The 15776-nt window shown below is 64.5% G+C and carries 16 protein-coding genes; 7 read left to right on the top strand and 9 right to left on the bottom strand.

What is annotated here, in order from left to right; translation table 11 throughout:
- Nucleotides 1–116 precede the first annotated feature (116 nt).
- The 5 genes from AU465_RS26005 to AU465_RS25985 all read right to left on the bottom strand — a co-directional run bounded on the left by AU465_RS26005 (nucleotide 117) and on the right by AU465_RS25985 (nucleotide 4262).
- Nucleotides 117–773 (bottom strand): methionine ABC transporter permease, encoded by a 657-nt coding sequence (locus tag AU465_RS26005; protein ID WP_192254595.1) that lies wholly within the window; start codon nucleotides 771–773, stop codon nucleotides 117–119.
- Nucleotides 754–1845, bottom strand: coding sequence for a methionine ABC transporter ATP-binding protein (locus AU465_RS26000; protein WP_192254593.1), 1092 nt, complete (start codon nucleotides 1843–1845; stop codon nucleotides 754–756). Before AU465_RS26000 ends, AU465_RS26005 begins: the two co-directional genes overlap by 20 nt.
- Nucleotides 1846–1928: 83 nt before the next feature.
- Entirely contained in the window at nucleotides 1929–2780 is an 852-nt protein-coding gene (locus tag AU465_RS25995; RefSeq protein WP_192254591.1) for a MetQ/NlpA family lipoprotein, read from the bottom strand.
- A gap of 210 nt (nucleotides 2781–2990) precedes the next feature.
- Nucleotides 2991–3356, bottom strand: a complete 366-nt coding sequence (locus AU465_RS25990; RefSeq protein ID WP_312891314.1) for an aspartate/glutamate racemase family protein — start codon at nucleotides 3354–3356, stop codon at nucleotides 2991–2993.
- A 216-nt stretch (nucleotides 3357–3572) separates the two neighbouring features.
- Nucleotides 3573–4262, bottom strand: a complete 690-nt coding sequence (locus tag AU465_RS25985) for an SDR family NAD(P)-dependent oxidoreductase (RefSeq protein WP_192254589.1) — start codon at nucleotides 4260–4262, stop codon at nucleotides 3573–3575.
- Nucleotides 4263–4478: 216 nt separating this feature from the next.
- Here AU465_RS25985 and AU465_RS25980 point away from each other — a divergent pair, with 216 nt between their 5' ends.
- A complete protein-coding gene (locus AU465_RS25980) occupies nucleotides 4479–5594 on the top strand; it encodes an anhydro-N-acetylmuramic acid kinase (protein WP_192254587.1) in 1116 nt (371 codons plus the stop codon).
- Here the strand turns inward: AU465_RS25980 and AU465_RS25975 are convergent.
- Together AU465_RS25975 and AU465_RS25970 are read right to left on the bottom strand one after the other, a co-directional pair.
- Nucleotides 5591–6013, bottom strand: a complete 423-nt coding sequence (locus tag AU465_RS25975; protein ID WP_192254585.1) for a GNAT family N-acetyltransferase — start codon at nucleotides 6011–6013, stop codon at nucleotides 5591–5593. The two genes, AU465_RS25980 and AU465_RS25975, sit on opposite strands and share 4 nt — an antisense overlap.
- A gap of 58 nt (nucleotides 6014–6071) precedes the next feature.
- Nucleotides 6072–7259 carry an MFS transporter gene (locus AU465_RS25970; RefSeq protein ID WP_192254583.1) on the bottom strand — a complete coding sequence of 396 codons (1188 nt, stop codon included), beginning with the start codon at nucleotides 7257–7259 and terminating at the stop codon, nucleotides 6072–6074.
- 48 nt (nucleotides 7260–7307) lie between these two features.
- Here AU465_RS25970 and AU465_RS25965 point away from each other — a divergent pair, with 48 nt between their 5' ends.
- Both AU465_RS25965 and AU465_RS25960 read left to right on the top strand, forming a co-directional pair.
- The gene (locus tag AU465_RS25965; RefSeq protein WP_192254581.1) at nucleotides 7308–7847 is read left to right on the top strand and encodes an Lrp/AsnC family transcriptional regulator; all 540 of its coding nucleotides are present in this window, start codon (nucleotides 7308–7310) and stop codon (nucleotides 7845–7847) included.
- A 194-nt stretch (nucleotides 7848–8041) separates the two neighbouring features.
- On the top strand, nucleotides 8042–9064 hold the full coding sequence (locus AU465_RS25960) for a LacI family DNA-binding transcriptional regulator (RefSeq protein ID WP_192254579.1): 1023 nt from the start codon (nucleotides 8042–8044) through the stop codon (nucleotides 9062–9064).
- Here the strand turns inward: AU465_RS25960 and AU465_RS25955 are convergent.
- Together AU465_RS25955 and AU465_RS25950 are read right to left on the bottom strand one after the other, a co-directional pair.
- Nucleotides 9052–10047 (bottom strand): alpha/beta hydrolase, encoded by a 996-nt coding sequence (locus AU465_RS25955; protein ID WP_192254577.1) that lies wholly within the window; start codon nucleotides 10045–10047, stop codon nucleotides 9052–9054. The genes AU465_RS25960 and AU465_RS25955 overlap by 13 nt on opposite strands.
- 15 nt (nucleotides 10048–10062) lie before the next feature.
- A complete protein-coding gene (locus tag AU465_RS25950) occupies nucleotides 10063–11211 on the bottom strand; it encodes a Gfo/Idh/MocA family protein (protein ID WP_192254575.1) in 1149 nt (382 codons plus the stop codon).
- 180 nt (nucleotides 11212–11391) lie between these two features.
- On the opposite strand from AU465_RS25950, the gene AU465_RS25945 reads away from it, so the two are divergent.
- The 4 genes from AU465_RS25945 (at nucleotide 11392) to AU465_RS25930 (ending at nucleotide 15748) form a co-directional block, all read left to right on the top strand.
- The gene (locus AU465_RS25945; protein ID WP_192254696.1) at nucleotides 11392–12192 is read left to right on the top strand and encodes a class I fructose-bisphosphate aldolase; all 801 of its coding nucleotides are present in this window, start codon (nucleotides 11392–11394) and stop codon (nucleotides 12190–12192) included.
- Between the two features lie 3 nt (nucleotides 12193–12195).
- Nucleotides 12196–13146 (top strand): PfkB family carbohydrate kinase, encoded by a 951-nt coding sequence (locus AU465_RS25940; RefSeq protein ID WP_192254573.1) that lies wholly within the window; start codon nucleotides 12196–12198, stop codon nucleotides 13144–13146.
- A gap of 90 nt (nucleotides 13147–13236) precedes the next feature.
- Complete coding sequence (locus AU465_RS25935) at nucleotides 13237–14382, top strand: ABC transporter ATP-binding protein (protein ID WP_192254571.1); 1146 nt, start codon at nucleotides 13237–13239, stop codon at nucleotides 14380–14382.
- Between the two features lie 118 nt (nucleotides 14383–14500).
- Entirely contained in the window at nucleotides 14501–15748 is a 1248-nt protein-coding gene (locus AU465_RS25930) for an ABC transporter substrate-binding protein (RefSeq protein ID WP_192254569.1), read from the top strand.
- The last annotated feature ends 28 nt before the right edge of the window (nucleotides 15749–15776 follow it).

The raw sequence follows: 15776 nt of genomic DNA, 5'->3' as shown, positions 1-15776 counted from the left end.
ATTGCGGGTAAAGAAACGCACCAACCAATCTCATTGCGAACGGAGCAAGCCGGCGCTCAATTCACGGGCTTTGCGGCAAATAACGTTCGATGCGACCACCGCTTGCTGCGCGTCGCTCATCCGCGATGATCCAGCCGCGCCACCAGCCGGTCGCCGATCCACTGGATGCCGCAGACCAGCACGATCAGGACAATGACCACGGCGATCATGACGCTGGTCTCAAAACGCTGGTAGCCATAGCGGATGGCGAGATCGCCAAGTCCGCCTGCGCCGATGGCGCCGGCCATCGCGGAGGCGCCGACCAGCGTCACCAGCGTCACCGTGAAGCCGGCGACGATGCCGGGCAGCGCCTCCGGCACCAGCACCTCGCGGACGATCGTCCAACGGTTGCCGCCCATCGCACGCGCCGCTTCGATCAGGCCGTGATCCACCTCGCGCAGCGACACTTCGGCGATGCGGGCATAGTAGGGCGTGGCCGCGATCGACAGCGGCACGATCGCCGCCCAGGTGCCGATCGAGGTGCCGACGATCAGCCGCGTCACCGGGATCAGCGCCACCAACAGGATGATGAAGGGGACCGAACGGAAGCCGTTGATGACAGCGCCGAGGATGCGGTTCACCCAGAGGTTTTCGGCGATGCCGCCGCGATCAGTGGCGACCAGCGCCAGCCCAAGCGGCAAGCCGAAGACCAGCGAGATGAGGCCGGAAGCGCCGGTCATCAGCACGGTCTCCCAGATCGAGCGGAGCAGGAGTTCAAACAGGACGGGCGACATTGCCAAGGACCTCCACCCGCGCGCCGCGGTCTTTCAGTAATGCGATTGTCTGTGCGAGGAGCGCGGCGTCGGCGCCGGAGACGGCGAGGAACAGCGTTCCGATGGGCTGTCCCTGGACATGATCGACACCGCCATGCACGAGGCGGAACGGCGCAGGCACGCCGGCGCTCAGGTCAGAGAGCAGCGGACCGCGCGCCGCCTCACCGGCCACATCGACCTTGAGGATCGTTTCCGCGCCCTCGCCCGCAGCAAGCCGGCTGGCGATCTCGGGGGGCAGTTGCGGCCGGATCGCGCCGAGCAGGCTGCGGGTGATCTCGGATTTCGGATTGGCGAAGACCTGCCAGACGGCGCCCTCCTCGACGATCCGCCCGGCATCAATCACCGCCACGCGGTCGGCGATCGAGCGGATCACCTCCATTTCGTGAGTGATGAGCAGGATGGTGAGGCCGAGCCTGGAATTGATGTCCTTGAGCAGCGCCAGGATCGAGCGCGTCGTCTCCGGATCGAGCGCCGACGTCGCCTCGTCGGAAAGCAGCAGCGCCGGTCGCGCGGCGAGCGCCCTGGCAATGCCGACGCGCTGCTTCTGCCCGCCCGACAGCGATGCCGGATAGGCCTTGGCTTTCTCCGAGAGGCCGACAAGCTGCAGCAGCTCAGCCGCGCGCGCCAGGCGCTCGGCACGCGGCCGGCCTTCGATCTTGAGTGGCAGCGCGACGTTTTCCTCGACGGTCTTCGCCGACAAAAGGTTGAAGTGCTGGAAGACCATGCCGATGCGGCGGCGCAGCGGCTGCAAGTCGCGTTCGCTCAAACCGCTGATTTCACGGCCCTCGATGAAGACCTCGCCGGAATCGGGCCGCTCAAGGCCGTTCAGGCAGCGGATCAGCGTCGACTTGCCGGCCCCGCTGCGGCCGATGATGCCGAGGACCTCGCCCTTCCGCAACGTGAGCGAGACGCCGTCTAGCGCCGCCGTCGCGCCGAAGCGGCGCTTCAGATCGACGAGGCGGACAACATCTTCCAACCCCTTGGGTTGGATGTGGACCGGATCAGCGATATCGGCCGTGACGTGCTGGTTCATCTCTACTTCCGTTTCTGCGTCGCGCAAACGCGACGGCGGTCCGCTCAGGAGCGGACCGCCAGTTCCCGCCAGCCACGCGCCGATCAATAGGCGCTGATCCCGGTGCCCTTGTAGACCTTGTCGAACTCGGCCTTCACCGTCTCGTTCTGGTAGGAGGCGACCAGGGTCTTCACCCAGGGCTCGTTCTCGCTGCCGGCCTTGACGGCGATGAAGTTGCGGTAGGGATTGTCGGCCACCGGCTCCTGCGCGATGCGGTTTTCCGGCGAAAGCCCGCTCTTCAGCGCCCAGTCGGTGTTGACAACAGCGGCGTCGAGATCGTCGACCGAGCGGCCGACGATACCGGCGTCGAGCTCCTTGATCTCGAGCTTCTTCGGGTTCTCGGCAATGTCGGCGGTCGTCGCCAGGATGCCGGTGCCGTCCTTCAGCTTGATCAGGCCTTCATGCTCCAACACATGCAGCGCGCGGCCTTCGTTGGAGGGATCGCTGGGCAGGCCGATGACGGCGCCTTCCGGCAGGTCGGCGACCTTGGAGTGCTTCTTCGAATAGAGGCCGATCGGCCAGACACCGGTATAGCCGACCGGGACGATATGATAGCCTTGAGTCTTGATCTGGTTGTCGAGATAGGGCTTGTGCTGGAAGGCATTGGCGTCGATCTCGCCACGCTCCAGCGCCTCGTTGGGCTGGGTGTAGTCGTTGAATACGACGGCCTCGATCGTCAGTCCTTTCTTGGCCGCTTCGGCGGTGACGACCCGCCAGACGTCCTCATCCTCGCCGCTGATGATGCCGACCTTGATCGCCTTCTTGTCGTCGGCGAAGGACGGAGAGGGCGCAGTGAGGCCGATGACGGCGAATGTCGCGGCGAGAAGCGCGGCAAGTCCGGCGCGCCTGGTGATTGACGTAACGAGAGATTTTGAAGCGTTGCCGAGGTCGGACATGATGCGTTCCTTGCGATCCTGAATTCATTTCGGCCTGGCGGAGTGCGAAGCCTTGATGCCAGCATCACCAATGCTGCCCGGCTGGGCAAAGAAGCTCATTTCCTATCGAACGGGAGGCGGAAAATATTCTCTCAAAGATTTTATGACTTGGAGAACGCCGGCCGCCGTCGGGCAGACATTCGGCGTGGCGAAAGGTCGAAGCTGCGGCGCCTATGAAGCCCGCTGCGCAGCGGGCCAGGGCAATCCATCGTGTTCCCGCAGCGGCGACATGGTCGACAGGCCTCCGGCTTCCTGCGTCCCAAAGCCCAATCGCGTCAGACAAGCCCGCGCCAAAGCCGCATTGCTGTCGATGACGATCAATCCGTTCGTGTCATTGAGACCGGCGGCCACCACCGACAGTTCGGTGCAGCCGAGCAGGGCGGCGTCGGCGCCGGCCAATTGCGCGAGATGAAGCGCGCGCTCGGTCTCGGCAGCTGCTTCCGCGATCGACCCGGCCTTGAGAGCGATCGCGCTGTCGACGCGCTCCTGAAACTCGCTGCTTGCACGAAGGCAGGGCTCATATCCCGCCGCCGATATCCTGTTCTGATAGCCGAATTGGTGCGAGCCAACTACGGCCCTTAGTCGAAGGCGCCAGGAAGAACGATTTTCTATTCATCTATCCGAGTTTCCGAAGGTGCGATGCGAACGCCTCCACGAACACACTGACTCTGCGAGGGATAAAGCGGTTTGACGAATAAATGGCATGAACGGTCTGCGGCTCATAATGCCATTCAGGGAGAACACTTGGCGCCGTCAGAATGTCTCGACCCATGGCCTGAGCTCGACCTCGAAGCTCCAGGCGCTGCGATGCTGGCGATGGATCGCGAGGTCGGTTTCGGCGATCGCGTCGGGCGAAAGGCGACGATCAGGACGGTCGGGGTCGGCTGCCTGTGCGGGCGGCTCGATCTGGCCGTCAATGATGAAATGCGCGACGTGGATGTTCTTCGGGCTAAGCTCACGCGCCATCGACTGCGCCAGCCCGCGGAGCCCGAATTTCGGCATGGCGAAACCGGCCGAGCCCGAGAACCCCTTGAGGCTTGCGGTCGCGCCGGTGAACAGGATCGAGCCGGAACCGCGTGCAAGAAGCCGGCGCGCCGCCTGCTGGCCGACGAGGAAGCCACCATAGGCGCCGACGAGCAGGGCCTGCTTGACCGCCTCCGGATCGAGCTCGGCGATCGGGCCACGCGTGCGGCCACTGGCATTGAAGACGGCAATTTCGAGCGGGCCGGCCTTGTCGGCGACCTCGAACAGCCGTGCGACGGAAGCGGCATCCGACACGTCCGTCTCCACCGCCTGCGCGCCGGTCTCCTGAACCAGCGCGGCGAGCTTGTCGATGTTGCGGGCGGCAAGGACGACGCGAAAACCTTCCTTGCCGAGGAGCCGCGCCAGCGAGGCGCTGAGGCCCTGCCCTGCACCTGCGATCACTGCGACATTGGCTGCCATCTCGTTCCTCCTTGTGTCCTTCGATGTTCGGCCGATGCCGATGGTCGCACAGGCTCGCGCCTTCGGCGGCAAGAGGCAAGAACGACGTTGCTCCAATTTCGGCGTCCGACGCAAAAAGCTGGCGGTATAGGGTGAGAGGTCCTGGCACCCGCTAAAGACTTGCCTGTCGGGCCGATCCGTCCGACACGTGAACCAACGGCGATTCGAGGAGCGACCATGGAACCAATCTGGGCCGTCGGCCTGATGACCGGCACGGTGCTTGACGGCAACATCGACGTGGCGCTGATCAAGACCGACGGCGAGCGCATCGCCGACTTCGGCACCTATACTCTGGCCCCCTACCCGCAATCGATCCGCACGCTTCTGGAAGAGACGCTGCGCCAGGCGCGTGCCTGGAATTTTGATGGGCCGGAACCAGCGATCTTCCGTGAGGCCGAGGAAACGTTGACGCGCGCGCAGTCGGCCGCGGTCAAGCATCTTGTCGAAAGCTATGGGCTGACCATGGCCGATATCGGCGTCGTCGGCTTCCACGGCCAGACGGTGCTGCACCGCGCCCCGCAGCCGGGACGGATCGGCAGGACCCGCCAGCTCGGCGACGGCGAGTTGATGGCGGCCCTTCTCGGCACCAAGGTCGCCTATGATTTCCGCTCGGCCGACGTGGCAGCCGGCGGGCAAGGCGCGCCTTTGGCCGCCGCCTACCACGCGGCGCTGCTCAAGGAGGCGGACTCCAGCGGCGACACCGCCGTGCTCAACCTCGGCGGCGTCGGCAACATCACCTGGTGGGACGGCAAGGACAATATCGTTGCCTTCGACACCGGACCGGCCAATGCGCCGGTCAACGATTTCATCAAGTCGAAGAGTCTCGGCGAGATGGACCGAGACGGCAAGCTGGCGGCTGCGGGCACCGTCGACGAGGCAAGGCTCGAGCGGCTGCTGCGGCATCCTTATCTGACAAAACCTTATCCGAAGTCGCTCGACCGCTTCGACTTCACGGCGGCGATGGCCGATGGGCTTGGCGTGGAGGACGGAGCGGCGACGTTGACGGCTTTCACGGTCTCGGCGGTCGGCAAGGCGCTCGACCTGTTGCCGCGCCGGCCGAAGCGGCTGGCGGTGAGCGGCGGCGGCCGCCGCAACCCGACGATGATGGCGATGCTCGGCCGCCGCGCCGGCGTCGAAGTGGTGCAGGCCGAGACGCTCGGATGGAAGGGCGACGCGGTGGAAGCGGAGTGCTTCGCCTTCCTGGCGGTCCGCGTGCTGCGCGGGCTGCCGATCAGCTTTCCGAGCACCACCGGGGTGCCGCGGCCGATGCGCGGCGGAAAGCTCGCGGGTTAAGGCAACTTCTTCTGCAGGAAGATGCGGCTGCGGCCGACTGGGAAGTCGGGAAGCGTGCCGAACGGCTGGTAGCCTTGGCGCTGATAGACCTTGGCCGCGGTCGGATTGAAAGTGTCGATCCAGGCGGCTTGGCAGCCGCGCGCCAGAGCTTCCCGTTCGGCGGCGTCCAGCATGCTGGCGGCGATGCGCCGGCCGCGCAGCTTTTCGTCGACCCAGAGCCATTGCACGTAGAGCCAGCCCCAGGCGGTGTAGCCGGAAATGCCGGCGACGATCGCGCCGGCATCGTCGCGAACGAAAACGGCCAGCGACTTGCGGCCTGAGGCTCCGACATCGTGGTCGTTGAAAGCGGTCAAGCCCTCGCCGACACGGGCGAGGTCCTGCGGTAGGGGCTCGTCGGTGATCTCGAGCGTCGTCTTCATCGTGGCTCCGTGCGGTTCGGAGGCCAGCCTTAGCGAAGGAGCGAACGCAGACGCAAGCCTATTGCACGGCACTAGCTTGCCGCCATGCCGCGGCCGATGCCGCCACCAGCATCAGCAAGGCGGCGATCAGGGCGCAATTGGCGAAGCCGAGGCTTGTGTAGAGCGGGCCGAAGCCCGCGGTGCCGACGGTCACGGCGAGATAGGTGACCGCGCTGTTCAGGCCCATGATGGTGCCGCGCCGCGCGGGGTCGAGCGCGGTCAGCCTCATGACCAGGACATTCAGCCCGAAATGGTTGGCCAGGCCCCAGATGGCGATGGTCGCCATCAGCGGACCGAAGCCGCCGCTTGCCAGGGCCATGGCGACATAGACGGCAGCCACCAGGAGATAGGCGAACGGCATGACCCACCGCGCGCCGAGGCGGTCGATGACGCCGTCGAGCAGTGCTGCCGCGCCGAAGCCGAGGCCATAGGCGACCGCCGCAAGGCCGTTGGCGCTGACCGGCTCGCCGAGGCCCTGGTGAAGGTGATCGCCTAGATAGCCGTAGACGCCGTAGAAGGCGGTCATGAAGGCGCCGCAGGCGACCAGCAGCGGCAGGATGCCGGGCACGGCGAGCGCGCCAAGCGGCGAAGGCGCAGGGCCGTTTTTCGTCATGTCGCGCAGCGAACTGACAGCCAACCCGGCGACGGCTGCCGCAGCCAGAAGTGCAACGGCGGCGAAGACGGCGCGCCAGTGGATGAGGTCGGCAAGCACCGCCGACAGCGAGACGCCGGCCACCATGGAGAGCGTCCAGCCGGTCAGCACGACGCCGATGGTGCCACTCTCGCGGCCAGGCGGCGCGATCGCCGCGGAGCTCGCATAGATCGCCGGCATGGCGATGCCGGCGGCAATGCCGGCGACGAGCTGGGCCGCGACCAGCGCCGTCACCGTCGGCGCCAGCGCGCTGGCGACCAGCGCTATTGCCAGCAGCAGCAGCGCGCCCTGCAGCATGCGGCGCGCGCCGATCCGGTCGATGTAGCGGGCAAGGAAAAGCGCGCTTGCCGAGGTGCCGAGGCCGAAGGCGGCGGACGCCGTCATGACCGCCGGCACGCTCGCCCCGAACGATGCCGCGACGGCCGGCGCAATCGGCCCGAGAACCAGCGAGTTCGAGCCGATGACGGCGATGCACGCAGTCAGGAGATAGGCGAGCGCCGGGATCGGCGGCCGGGGCGCCGCCACCAGAATTGCTGATTGATCGCTGTTCGACATATGATCACAATGGCCGTATTTCATTCGGCATCAATGAGGAATTCCGATATGGATGAAGAAACAGATGGCATTCAGCGGAACAGGCAACCCGCCCGCGATATCGACCCTATCGACCGAAAGATATTAGGCATCCTGGTCGACGACGCGACCATCAGCTACGCCGAGCTCGGCGATCGCGTCGGCCTGTCGCCGCCGGCGGCGCATGAGCGGGTGAAGCGCCTCAAGCGCAGCGGAGCCATCCGCGCCACGGCGGCGATCATCGATCCCAGGGCGGTGAAGAAGCCGCTGCTCGCCTTCGTGCATATCGACACCAGGGGCTGGGGCAAGACGCCGGAACTGATGGCGGTTTCCGAGTACCCCGAAGTCGAGGAGATCCATACTGTGGCCGGCGACACCTGCATGCTGCTCAAGGTGCGCACCGAGGATACGCGGGCGCTCGAAGGCCTGCTGGCGCGCCTTTACGAGACGCCCGGCGTCACCTCGACGCGCAGCTATGTGGTGCTGTCGACCTATCTCGAGCGGCCGGTGCAGCCCGGCATCACCGCCGAATGGCCGGCGCCCCGGCATATGGCAACGCCTGTCTACTAGGCGCCGCCCCCCGGAACAAGCTGCACATGCATCTGGACAAAATTTACGCATGCAATAATTTCTCATAACGCGTTGAAACTTGAAAACTTGTCTGTAAACTTTCACCTTGCAGTTGCGCGCCGGCGCGCTCTATGTAGGTGCCGGGACAGCCGCATGGGACCAAGGGTTTGGATGTCCATGCCGCGAGGGTTCGAATGGCGATGACGCATAAGACGATGGAGGATTTCGCCCGTTCCTGCGGCGTATCCAGACCAACGCTTTCGAAATATTTTGACGATCCAACCAGCGTCAAGCCGGCGACCAGAAAGCGCATCGAGGAGGCGCTGCGTTCGTCCGACTACCAGCCCAACCTGTTTGCCCGCAACCTCAACCGCAAGCGCACCCGCAGCATCGGCATCGTCGTGCCGACCGTGACCGACCCGTTCTATTCGGAAATGGTCAGCCGCATCGAGCTTCGGCTGCGCGACGAAGGCTACTGGCCGATCGTCATCTCCTCGCACGGCTCGACCGAGCTCGAAGTCGAGGCGACGCGCACCATCCTGTCGCTGAAGGTCTCGGGCGCGCTCGTCGCGCCGCTCGGGCGGCGCTCCGATCACCGCACGCTGGAGAAGCTGACGCAGGCCATCCCGATCGTCTATTTCGACACCTATCTCGAAGGCGGCACGCCCTTTGTCGGCAACAACAACACGCAGAGCGTCGCGACGATCGTCGAGTACCTCTGCCGCTCCGGCGACGCGCCGGTCTATTTCGATATCCCGCATGTCAACCACAACTCGCCCGAACGGCTGGCCAGCTATGTCGCCTCGATGAAGCGGCTCGGGCATGAGCCCGTCGTCATCGGCAACACCAAGGACTACACGTGGGATTTCGAGCGGATCGGCTACGAACAGACCGAGAGGATGCTCGGCAATGGCGGCCTGCCGGGCAAGACCATCCTGTGCAACAACGACCGTCTTGCCTTCGGCGTGATGGCGGCCGCCTTCTCCCGGGGGATCAAGGTCGGCCGCAAGGCGGATTGCGACCTGCGTGTCGCGGCACATGACGACCATCCGCTGAGCCGCTACACTTGTCCTGGTCTCACCACCATGGCGCAGGATTTTGCCGCTATGGCCGGCCGCAGCGTCGAGACGCTGCTCACCCTGCTCAACGAGGACGGCACGGCGGTCGCGCCCAAGGTCAATCTCGACGCGACGCTGGTGATGCGTCAGTCGGCTTGATCTTTCGCGAAAGCGCGATCGAATTTACGCCATGCGGCAACCGCCGCCTCGACCGCCTGCCGCGATGCCGGGCCGTGGCGGCCTATCGAGACGAAGCCGTGGATCTGGCCCGGCCAGTGCTTGAGCACGACCCGCACGCCGTCGTCCTGGAGCCGCCCGAGATAGGCTTCTCCCTCGTCGGCGAGGATGTCGTGGCCGGCGATGGCGATGAAGGCCGGAGCAACACCAGCAAGGCTTTCCGCCTTCAGCGGCGAGGCGCGCCAATCACCGATGTCGGCGGCGTCGCGGATATAGTGATCGCGAAACCAGGCCATGGTCGTGGCGGTCAGCCCGAAACCCTCGGCGAAGCGGCGGTAGCTGTCCGCCGTCTGGGCGGCATCGGTGTTGGGATAGAACAGGAGCTGCGCGGCGAGCGGGATATGGTCGTCCCTCGCGAGCAGGCTGAGCACGGTGGCAAGGTTGCCGCCGGCGCTATCGCCAGCGACGGCGATGCGTTTCGCGTCGATGCCAAGATCGGCGGCGTGATCCTGCACGAAGGACAGCACGGCGCGGCAGTCTTTGACCGCAGCCGGGAATTTGTGCTCAGGCGCCAGCCGGTAATCGGGCGCGACCACGACGCACGCCGCGATGTTGGCGAACCAGCGGCAGATCTCGTCATGCGATTCGAGATTGCCGATCACCCAGCCACCGCCATGCAGATAGAGCAGCGCCGGGGCACCTGCATCAGGGGCGCCCTGCCCGCGATAAGTCCTGAGCGTCAGTGGGCCTCTGGGTCCGGCGATTGTGCGCTCATTGATCGAGCCGACCGGCTCGCGCTCGCCCTGCAGGTTTGGAAGACCCTCTTCATAGGCACGGCGTGCCTGTTCCGGCGTTGCAGCCTCGAACGGCGGGGCGCCGGCTTGCCGACCGAGGTTGAGAACCAGCCGCGCCTGCGGATCGAGCGCGAACAGGGCCGGTGTTGCAGTCAGCGGCGATGTCGTCATGGACGAACCTCTCGATCAGGCCAGCAGGCTTGCCGCTTCGTCCTCGCTGAGAAGCGGCGGCTGGTCGACGGTGCCATTGACGGCAACGGACCCGCGGCTTTCGCCCGAGGCAAGGATCGCTTCCATGATTTCCAGAACATGCAGCGCCAGATCGCCGGAGGCTCGGGGCTTCCTGCCTTCCGACAGCGACCGTGCCAGGTCGGCGACGCCGAGCATGCGGTAGTTGGCACGGTCGGGCGCGGCATAGGGCCAGTTGCGCGCGCCATAGAGCTCGCCCTCGCTCTCAAGATCCTTCCAGTCGGCGCCGCGCGCCGAGAGCGAGACGGTGCCGCCGAACGTGTCGGGATCGGGCAGCCTGAGCGAGCCTTCCGTGCCGTGCAGCTCGATCGGATGGTTGGAGTGTTTGAACACATCCCAGGAGGCGCCGAAGGTGACGGTGGCGCCAGAGCGGAATTCGAGCAGGGACAGGATGTTGGTCGGCGTGCCGACCTTGAAGCTGGTGTTCTTGAAAGGACCGTCGGCGGTGATCAGCCGCTCCTCCTGGCCGCGCGTCGCCATCGCCATGACGCGGGCGACGGGGCCGAGCAGGTTGACCAGCATGGTCAGGTAGTAAGGGCCCATGTCGAAGACCGGGCCGCCGCCGGGCTGATAGTAGAATTGCGGGTTGGGATGCCAGTGCTCCATGCCGCGTCCCATCATGAAGGCGGTGCCGGTCACGGCGCGACCGATCGCGCCCTCGTCCATCAGGCGGCGCGCCCGCCGTCCGGCGGCGCCAAGGAACGTGTCGGGAGCCGAGCCGAGCAGAACATTGCGCGCCCTCGCCTCGGCGACCAGCCGGCGGCCATCGGCGGCGGACGTCGCCAGAGGCTTTTCGGTGAAGACGTGCTTGCCGGCCGACAGCGCCGAAAACGAAATGTCGAAATGCGCCGCCGGTATCGTCAAATTGAGGACAAGGTCGATGTCCGGGTCGGCCAGCAGCGCGTCGACGCCGAGCGCGCGGATGCCATATTCCTTGGCACGGAGCGCGGCCATGTCGGCTGAAATGTCGGCACAGGCGCGCAACTCGACCCCGCCGAACAGAGCCGCGTTGCGCAGATAGGTCATCGAGATGTTGCCGCATCCGATGACGCCGATGCCGAGCTTTGTCTTTGATTTTCCGTGCATTTTCGATCGTACCTCCCAACGCGGTCATGGCCTGGCTGCACCCTTGTGCCAGCAACGGAGCACAGTCGAAAGCCGCTATACAACATTTTAATTCTTGACGCGCGTAAAATTTTTATAGAGCATGTGAAAACGCTGACGCAGCCGGATTTTGAAATCAAACGATTGGGGAATTTTGAACTCATGAGCCTAGGAACCAAGGTGCGGCTTGCGCGCCTCTTCTCACATCCATCGGGGAACCTTTTTGGCGGCGCGGTCGACCACTTCGTCGGCTATGGCGACGTGCGCAAAGGCGGCCTAGCCGACCTGCCGGGCGCGCTCGCACGCGTCATGGCGGGCAAACCTGACTACGTCAGCATCCAGCCTGGCACAGCGCGCCATCTGTGGCCGCAATATGCAGGCAAGGCTTCCCTGGTGATTCAGGCGGGCTGCTTCACTCCGGACGATCGCATCAGCGAGTTGATCGCGACGCCCGAGGATGCGGTGCGCGCGGGGGCCGATGCGTTGGCGGTGGCCATTCCCGTGCGCGGCGCGACCGAGGGCAAATACATTCGCTGGCTGACCGATTCGGTGAATGCGGCGGCCCGCTACGGCATGCCTGTGGTGGCGCATATCTACCCTCGCGATTTCACCGACGGCGCAAAAATCGTCTTCACCCCCGATGAGATCGCCTATGCGGCGCGCATCGGCTACGAGTCCGGCGTCGACGTGATCAAGATCGGCTACACAGGCGATTTCGAGTCGTTCCGAGATACCGTCCGGACCTGCCCGGTGCCGGTTGTGATCGCGGGTGGTCCGAAGACCGATACGCTGGTCGGCGCGCTTCAGCAGACGGCGGACGCCATCCGTGCCGGCGCACGTGGTGCCGTGGTCGGCCGCAATCTCTGGGGGCATGGCGATCCGCAGAAGGCAGCGCTTGCCTTTCGCGGCGTCATCCATGACGGCCTTTCGGCGCAAGACGCTCTGGCGAAGGCGGGTGCCTGAACGATGCCCACCGTCCCCTCGATCCTCGGCTTCGGCGCTATTGCGATAGACGACATCGTCTATGTCGATCAGCCGTTGTCGGCGGGCAAGGGGAAGGTCCTGCAAAGTGCCCGCGCTTTCGGGGGAAATGTCGCGACGGCGCTGGCCGCCGTCGTGCGGCTCGGCGGAACCGCCGGGTTCGTCGGATGGCTGGCCAGTGCCGCTGACGACGCCGTGCTGTGCGATCTCGTTGCGAGTGGTGTTGAAACCGCATTCGCGCCGCGCCACCCGGATGCGCGCCCGGTGCGCTCTCGGATCACCGTCGGCTCGGATGGCGAACGGTTCATCGCGTATGACGACGATGCGATGCTGGGCACTGCTCCGGACTTTCCGGACGATATCCTCAGCCGCGCGACCGTCCTGATCGTCGATAGCTACGCGATCCGGTCGCTGGATGTCGTGGCCCGGGCTCGCGATCTCGGCCTTGCGATCCTCGGCGATATCGAATGGAGCAGTGGCCCAGCCACTGAGCGGCTGATCGCGCTCTGCGACCATCTCATTCTGCCACTCGGCTTTGCGCGGACTGCCACGGGGTGCCGGTCGCCCGCCGAAATGCTCGACGCATTGTGGTTGCCGTCGCGGTCCGCCGTGGTTCTGACCGATGGTGGCAGGGGCGTGTACTACCGGGGGCGTGAAGAGACAGGTCTCTGGCACCTGCCCCCGCACCGGGTTGTGGTCGTCGATTCGACCGGCGCGGGTGACTGCTTTCATGGCGCCTATGCCCATGCGTTGACGCGCGGAGCCGGCACCGCAGGCCGGGTGGCATTCGCGGCCGCGGCGGCGGCCCTTTCGATAACGGGGCGCGGCGGGCGCGAGGCGCTTCCGACCGACGACCAGGTCACCGAACTCCTGGCATCGTCGAACGCGCTATCGGCAGTCGAACTGAAAAAGGCGCAGCTCGATACCGGAACATAGCTTGAAACGATCCGAGGGAACATTTCGCAGGTGAACATAAGCCGAGGAAAGCCATAAAAATCATTGGCTTACACTTGTGGAGGGAGGAATATGGCAGAAGTCATTCTTGAGAATATCTGCAAAACCTACGGGAACAATTTTCGCGCAATCGACCAATTGAACCTGTCGGTCGAGGACGGCGAGTTCTTGATTCTCGTCGGGCCGTCCGGATGCGGCAAATCCACCGCGTTGCGAATGATCGCGGGATTGGAGGACATCACCAGCGGCAGCCTTCGGATCGGCGGAGTCGACGTCGTCGACATGCCGCCCAAGGACCGCGACATCGCGATGGTCTTCCAGAGCTACGCGCTCTACCCGCATATGACGGTGTTCGAAAACATCGCCTTTTCGATGCGCCTGGCAGGCAAGCCGAAGGCCGAGCGCAAGAAGCGCGTGGACGAGATCGCCAAAACCCTTCAGCTGACGTCTTTGCTGGACAGCAAACCCGCGAACCTTTCAGGCGGACAGCGCCAACGGGTTGCCATGGGCCGCGCTATGGTGCGCGAGCCCGCCGCCTTTCTAATGGACGAGCCCCTTTCCAACCTGGACGCAAAACTGCGTGTTCAAATGCGCGCCGAAATCACCAGCCTGCAAAAGCAGCTCGGCGTCACGACCATATACGTGACCCACGACCAAATCGAAGCGATGACGATGGGCGACAGGGTCGCGGTTTTGAAGGGCGGCGTGCTGCAGCAGGTCGACACACCCAAGAGACTGTACGAGGCGCCGGTGAATGCCTTCGTCGCCGGCTTCATCGGTTCTCCGTCGATGAACCTCTTCGAAGCGACCCTGAAGGGCGGCGAGCTCGTTTTTCGCGACTTCGCGATCCGGCTGCAGGATGCAGCTTTCGTCGGCAGGCCGGCCCTGAGGTCCTATGAGGGGCGCAAGATCGTGTTCGGCATACGGCCGGAGGATCTTTACGACAGCAGCCTCGAATCCGGCCGCAAGTATCAGACGATACCGGCAAAGGTGACTTCGATCGAAGAGCTCGGCTCTGAACATATCGTCCACCTGAACATCGATGCGGTCCGGGTGGACTCCGGCGATCCGGACGCGGTGGAGGATTTTGGCCTGGCATCGAACGCGGTGGCGAGATTCGAGCCGGCCAGCGCCATCCACTCCGGATCGGAAATCCGGTTGGCCGTGGATGATGGCAAGTTCCATTTCTTCGATCCCGAGACGCATCTGGCGATCTGAAGATCTGCAGCAGACCGCAGGCGAGAGCGAGGCGCCTGCGAGAGATACTCGCAAGAAGGCTTCTGAATAACCAGGCGATCGTCCGCATTGTGCGGTCGATCTTAAGAAGGAGGAGAAAATGATGTTTCGGATACAACCCGCGATGCTGAAAATAGCCGCGGCCGCATGGTTGCTCGGTGCAACCAGCGCCATGGCGGATACGACGCTGGAATTCACCCAATGGTGGGAGCCCGAATTGCCGGCCGGCTCGCTCAGGGCAATCATGAATGACTTCGAGGCTGCAAACCCCGGAATCAAGGTGACGCTGGTCAGCGGCCCTTATGCGACCACGCGAGACCAGATCTCGGTTGGTGCCGCAACTGGAACGCTTAGCGACGTCGTCGGTCTCGACGGCGCCTGGGTGAACAATCTGAACGCGCAGAATGCGCTGGCCGACATGAACCCGATGATGGATGCGAGCGGGTTCGACAAGACCCAGGTCGCGGATATCATCAAGGTGGACGGCAAGGCGGTGATGTTTCCCGTGGCTTCGTTCGTCTATCCGGTCTTCGTGAATTTGGACCTCGCCGCCCAGGCGGGCGTCACCAAGCTGCCGTCGACCCGCGCGGAGTTTCTCGAAGCCGCCAAGAAGATGACCCAGGCCGACAAGAACCAGTATGGCTGGGTGCTACCCCTGTCGCTGCAAACGCCGTCCGGCGTCCAGAACGACATGATGTCGTGGGTCTGGGCCTCGGGTCAATCGATGATGGCTGACGGCAAGCCGGCCCTCGAGGGCAAGCCGGTGGTGGACATGCTCACCTTCCTCAAATCGCTCAACGACGCGGGCACCATCTCGCCCGGCATCGCCACCAAGACCGAACAGGAAAAGGTCGAGGAATTCGTCAACGACCGGGTCGGGATGATGATCGACTCGCTCGCGCATGTGAACCTCATCCGCAAACGCAATCCCAAGCTGAACTTCGACCTCATCCCGGTCCCGGTCGTGGAGAACTACAACGGCAAGCGCGGCCTTCCCTATGCCTCCTGGGGCATCGGCATCTCCGCGGGCTCGAAACATCAGGAGGAAGCCTGGAAGCTCGTCCAATATCTGATGAGTGAAAAGGTGAACGCCAAGCTCGTGTCGCTGGCCAACGCCTTCCCGGGCAACGTCAACGCCAAGCCCGATTTCGTGACCTCCGACAAGGCTTTCGGCAAGGCTTTCGAGATCTTCAAGACCGGTTATCTTGCCAATGAGTTCACGGGCCTGCCGGTGGCGGAAGACCTGATGACCCAGTTCGACGTGGAAGCCCAGAAGATGCTCACCGGCGAGCAGTCTCCGGAACAGGCCGCGGCCAACGCTCAAAAGGGCTGGATGGCGAAATTCTGATCGGCCTGTTTCCTCGTTTTCGATCTTC

Source organism: Mesorhizobium silamurunense, from assembly GCF_014843905.1.
GTDB classification, from domain to species: Bacteria; Pseudomonadota; Alphaproteobacteria; order Rhizobiales; family Rhizobiaceae; genus Mesorhizobium; species Mesorhizobium silamurunense.
The sequence above is the reverse complement of the archived record's forward strand: the minus strand, read 5'-3'. Positions and strand labels throughout refer to the sequence as shown.

Excerpts from the sequence above, each read along its gene's own strand:
- AU465_RS26005 (WP_192254595.1), bottom strand. The coding sequence starts at position 773 with ATGTCGCCCGTCCTGTTTGAACTCCTGCTCCGCTCGATCTGGGAGACC.
- AU465_RS26000 (WP_192254593.1), bottom strand. The coding sequence starts at position 1,845 with ATGAACCAGCACGTCACGGCCGATATCGCTGATCCGGTCCACATCCAA.
- AU465_RS25995 (WP_192254591.1), bottom strand. The coding sequence starts at position 2,780 with ATGTCCGACCTCGGCAACGCTTCAAAATCTCTCGTTACGTCAATCACC.
- AU465_RS25985 (WP_192254589.1), bottom strand. The coding sequence starts at position 4,262 with ATGGCAGCCAATGTCGCAGTGATCGCAGGTGCAGGGCAGGGCCTCAGC.
- AU465_RS25980 (WP_192254587.1), top strand. The coding sequence starts at position 4,479 with ATGGAACCAATCTGGGCCGTCGGCCTGATGACCGGCACGGTGCTTGAC.
- AU465_RS25975 (WP_192254585.1), bottom strand. The coding sequence starts at position 6,013 with ATGAAGACGACGCTCGAGATCACCGACGAGCCCCTACCGCAGGACCTC.
- AU465_RS25970 (WP_192254583.1), bottom strand. The coding sequence starts at position 7,259 with ATGTCGAACAGCGATCAATCAGCAATTCTGGTGGCGGCGCCCCGGCCG.
- AU465_RS25965 (WP_192254581.1), top strand. The coding sequence starts at position 7,308 with ATGGATGAAGAAACAGATGGCATTCAGCGGAACAGGCAACCCGCCCGC.
- AU465_RS25960 (WP_192254579.1), top strand. The coding sequence starts at position 8,042 with ATGGCGATGACGCATAAGACGATGGAGGATTTCGCCCGTTCCTGCGGC.
- AU465_RS25955 (WP_192254577.1), bottom strand. The coding sequence starts at position 10,047 with ATGACGACATCGCCGCTGACTGCAACACCGGCCCTGTTCGCGCTCGAT.
- AU465_RS25950 (WP_192254575.1), bottom strand. The coding sequence starts at position 11,211 with ATGCACGGAAAATCAAAGACAAAGCTCGGCATCGGCGTCATCGGATGC.
- AU465_RS25945 (WP_192254696.1), top strand. The coding sequence starts at position 11,392 with ATGAGCCTAGGAACCAAGGTGCGGCTTGCGCGCCTCTTCTCACATCCA.
- AU465_RS25940 (WP_192254573.1), top strand. The coding sequence starts at position 12,196 with ATGCCCACCGTCCCCTCGATCCTCGGCTTCGGCGCTATTGCGATAGAC.
- AU465_RS25935 (WP_192254571.1), top strand. The coding sequence starts at position 13,237 with ATGGCAGAAGTCATTCTTGAGAATATCTGCAAAACCTACGGGAACAAT.
- AU465_RS25930 (WP_192254569.1), top strand. The coding sequence starts at position 14,501 with ATGATGTTTCGGATACAACCCGCGATGCTGAAAATAGCCGCGGCCGCA.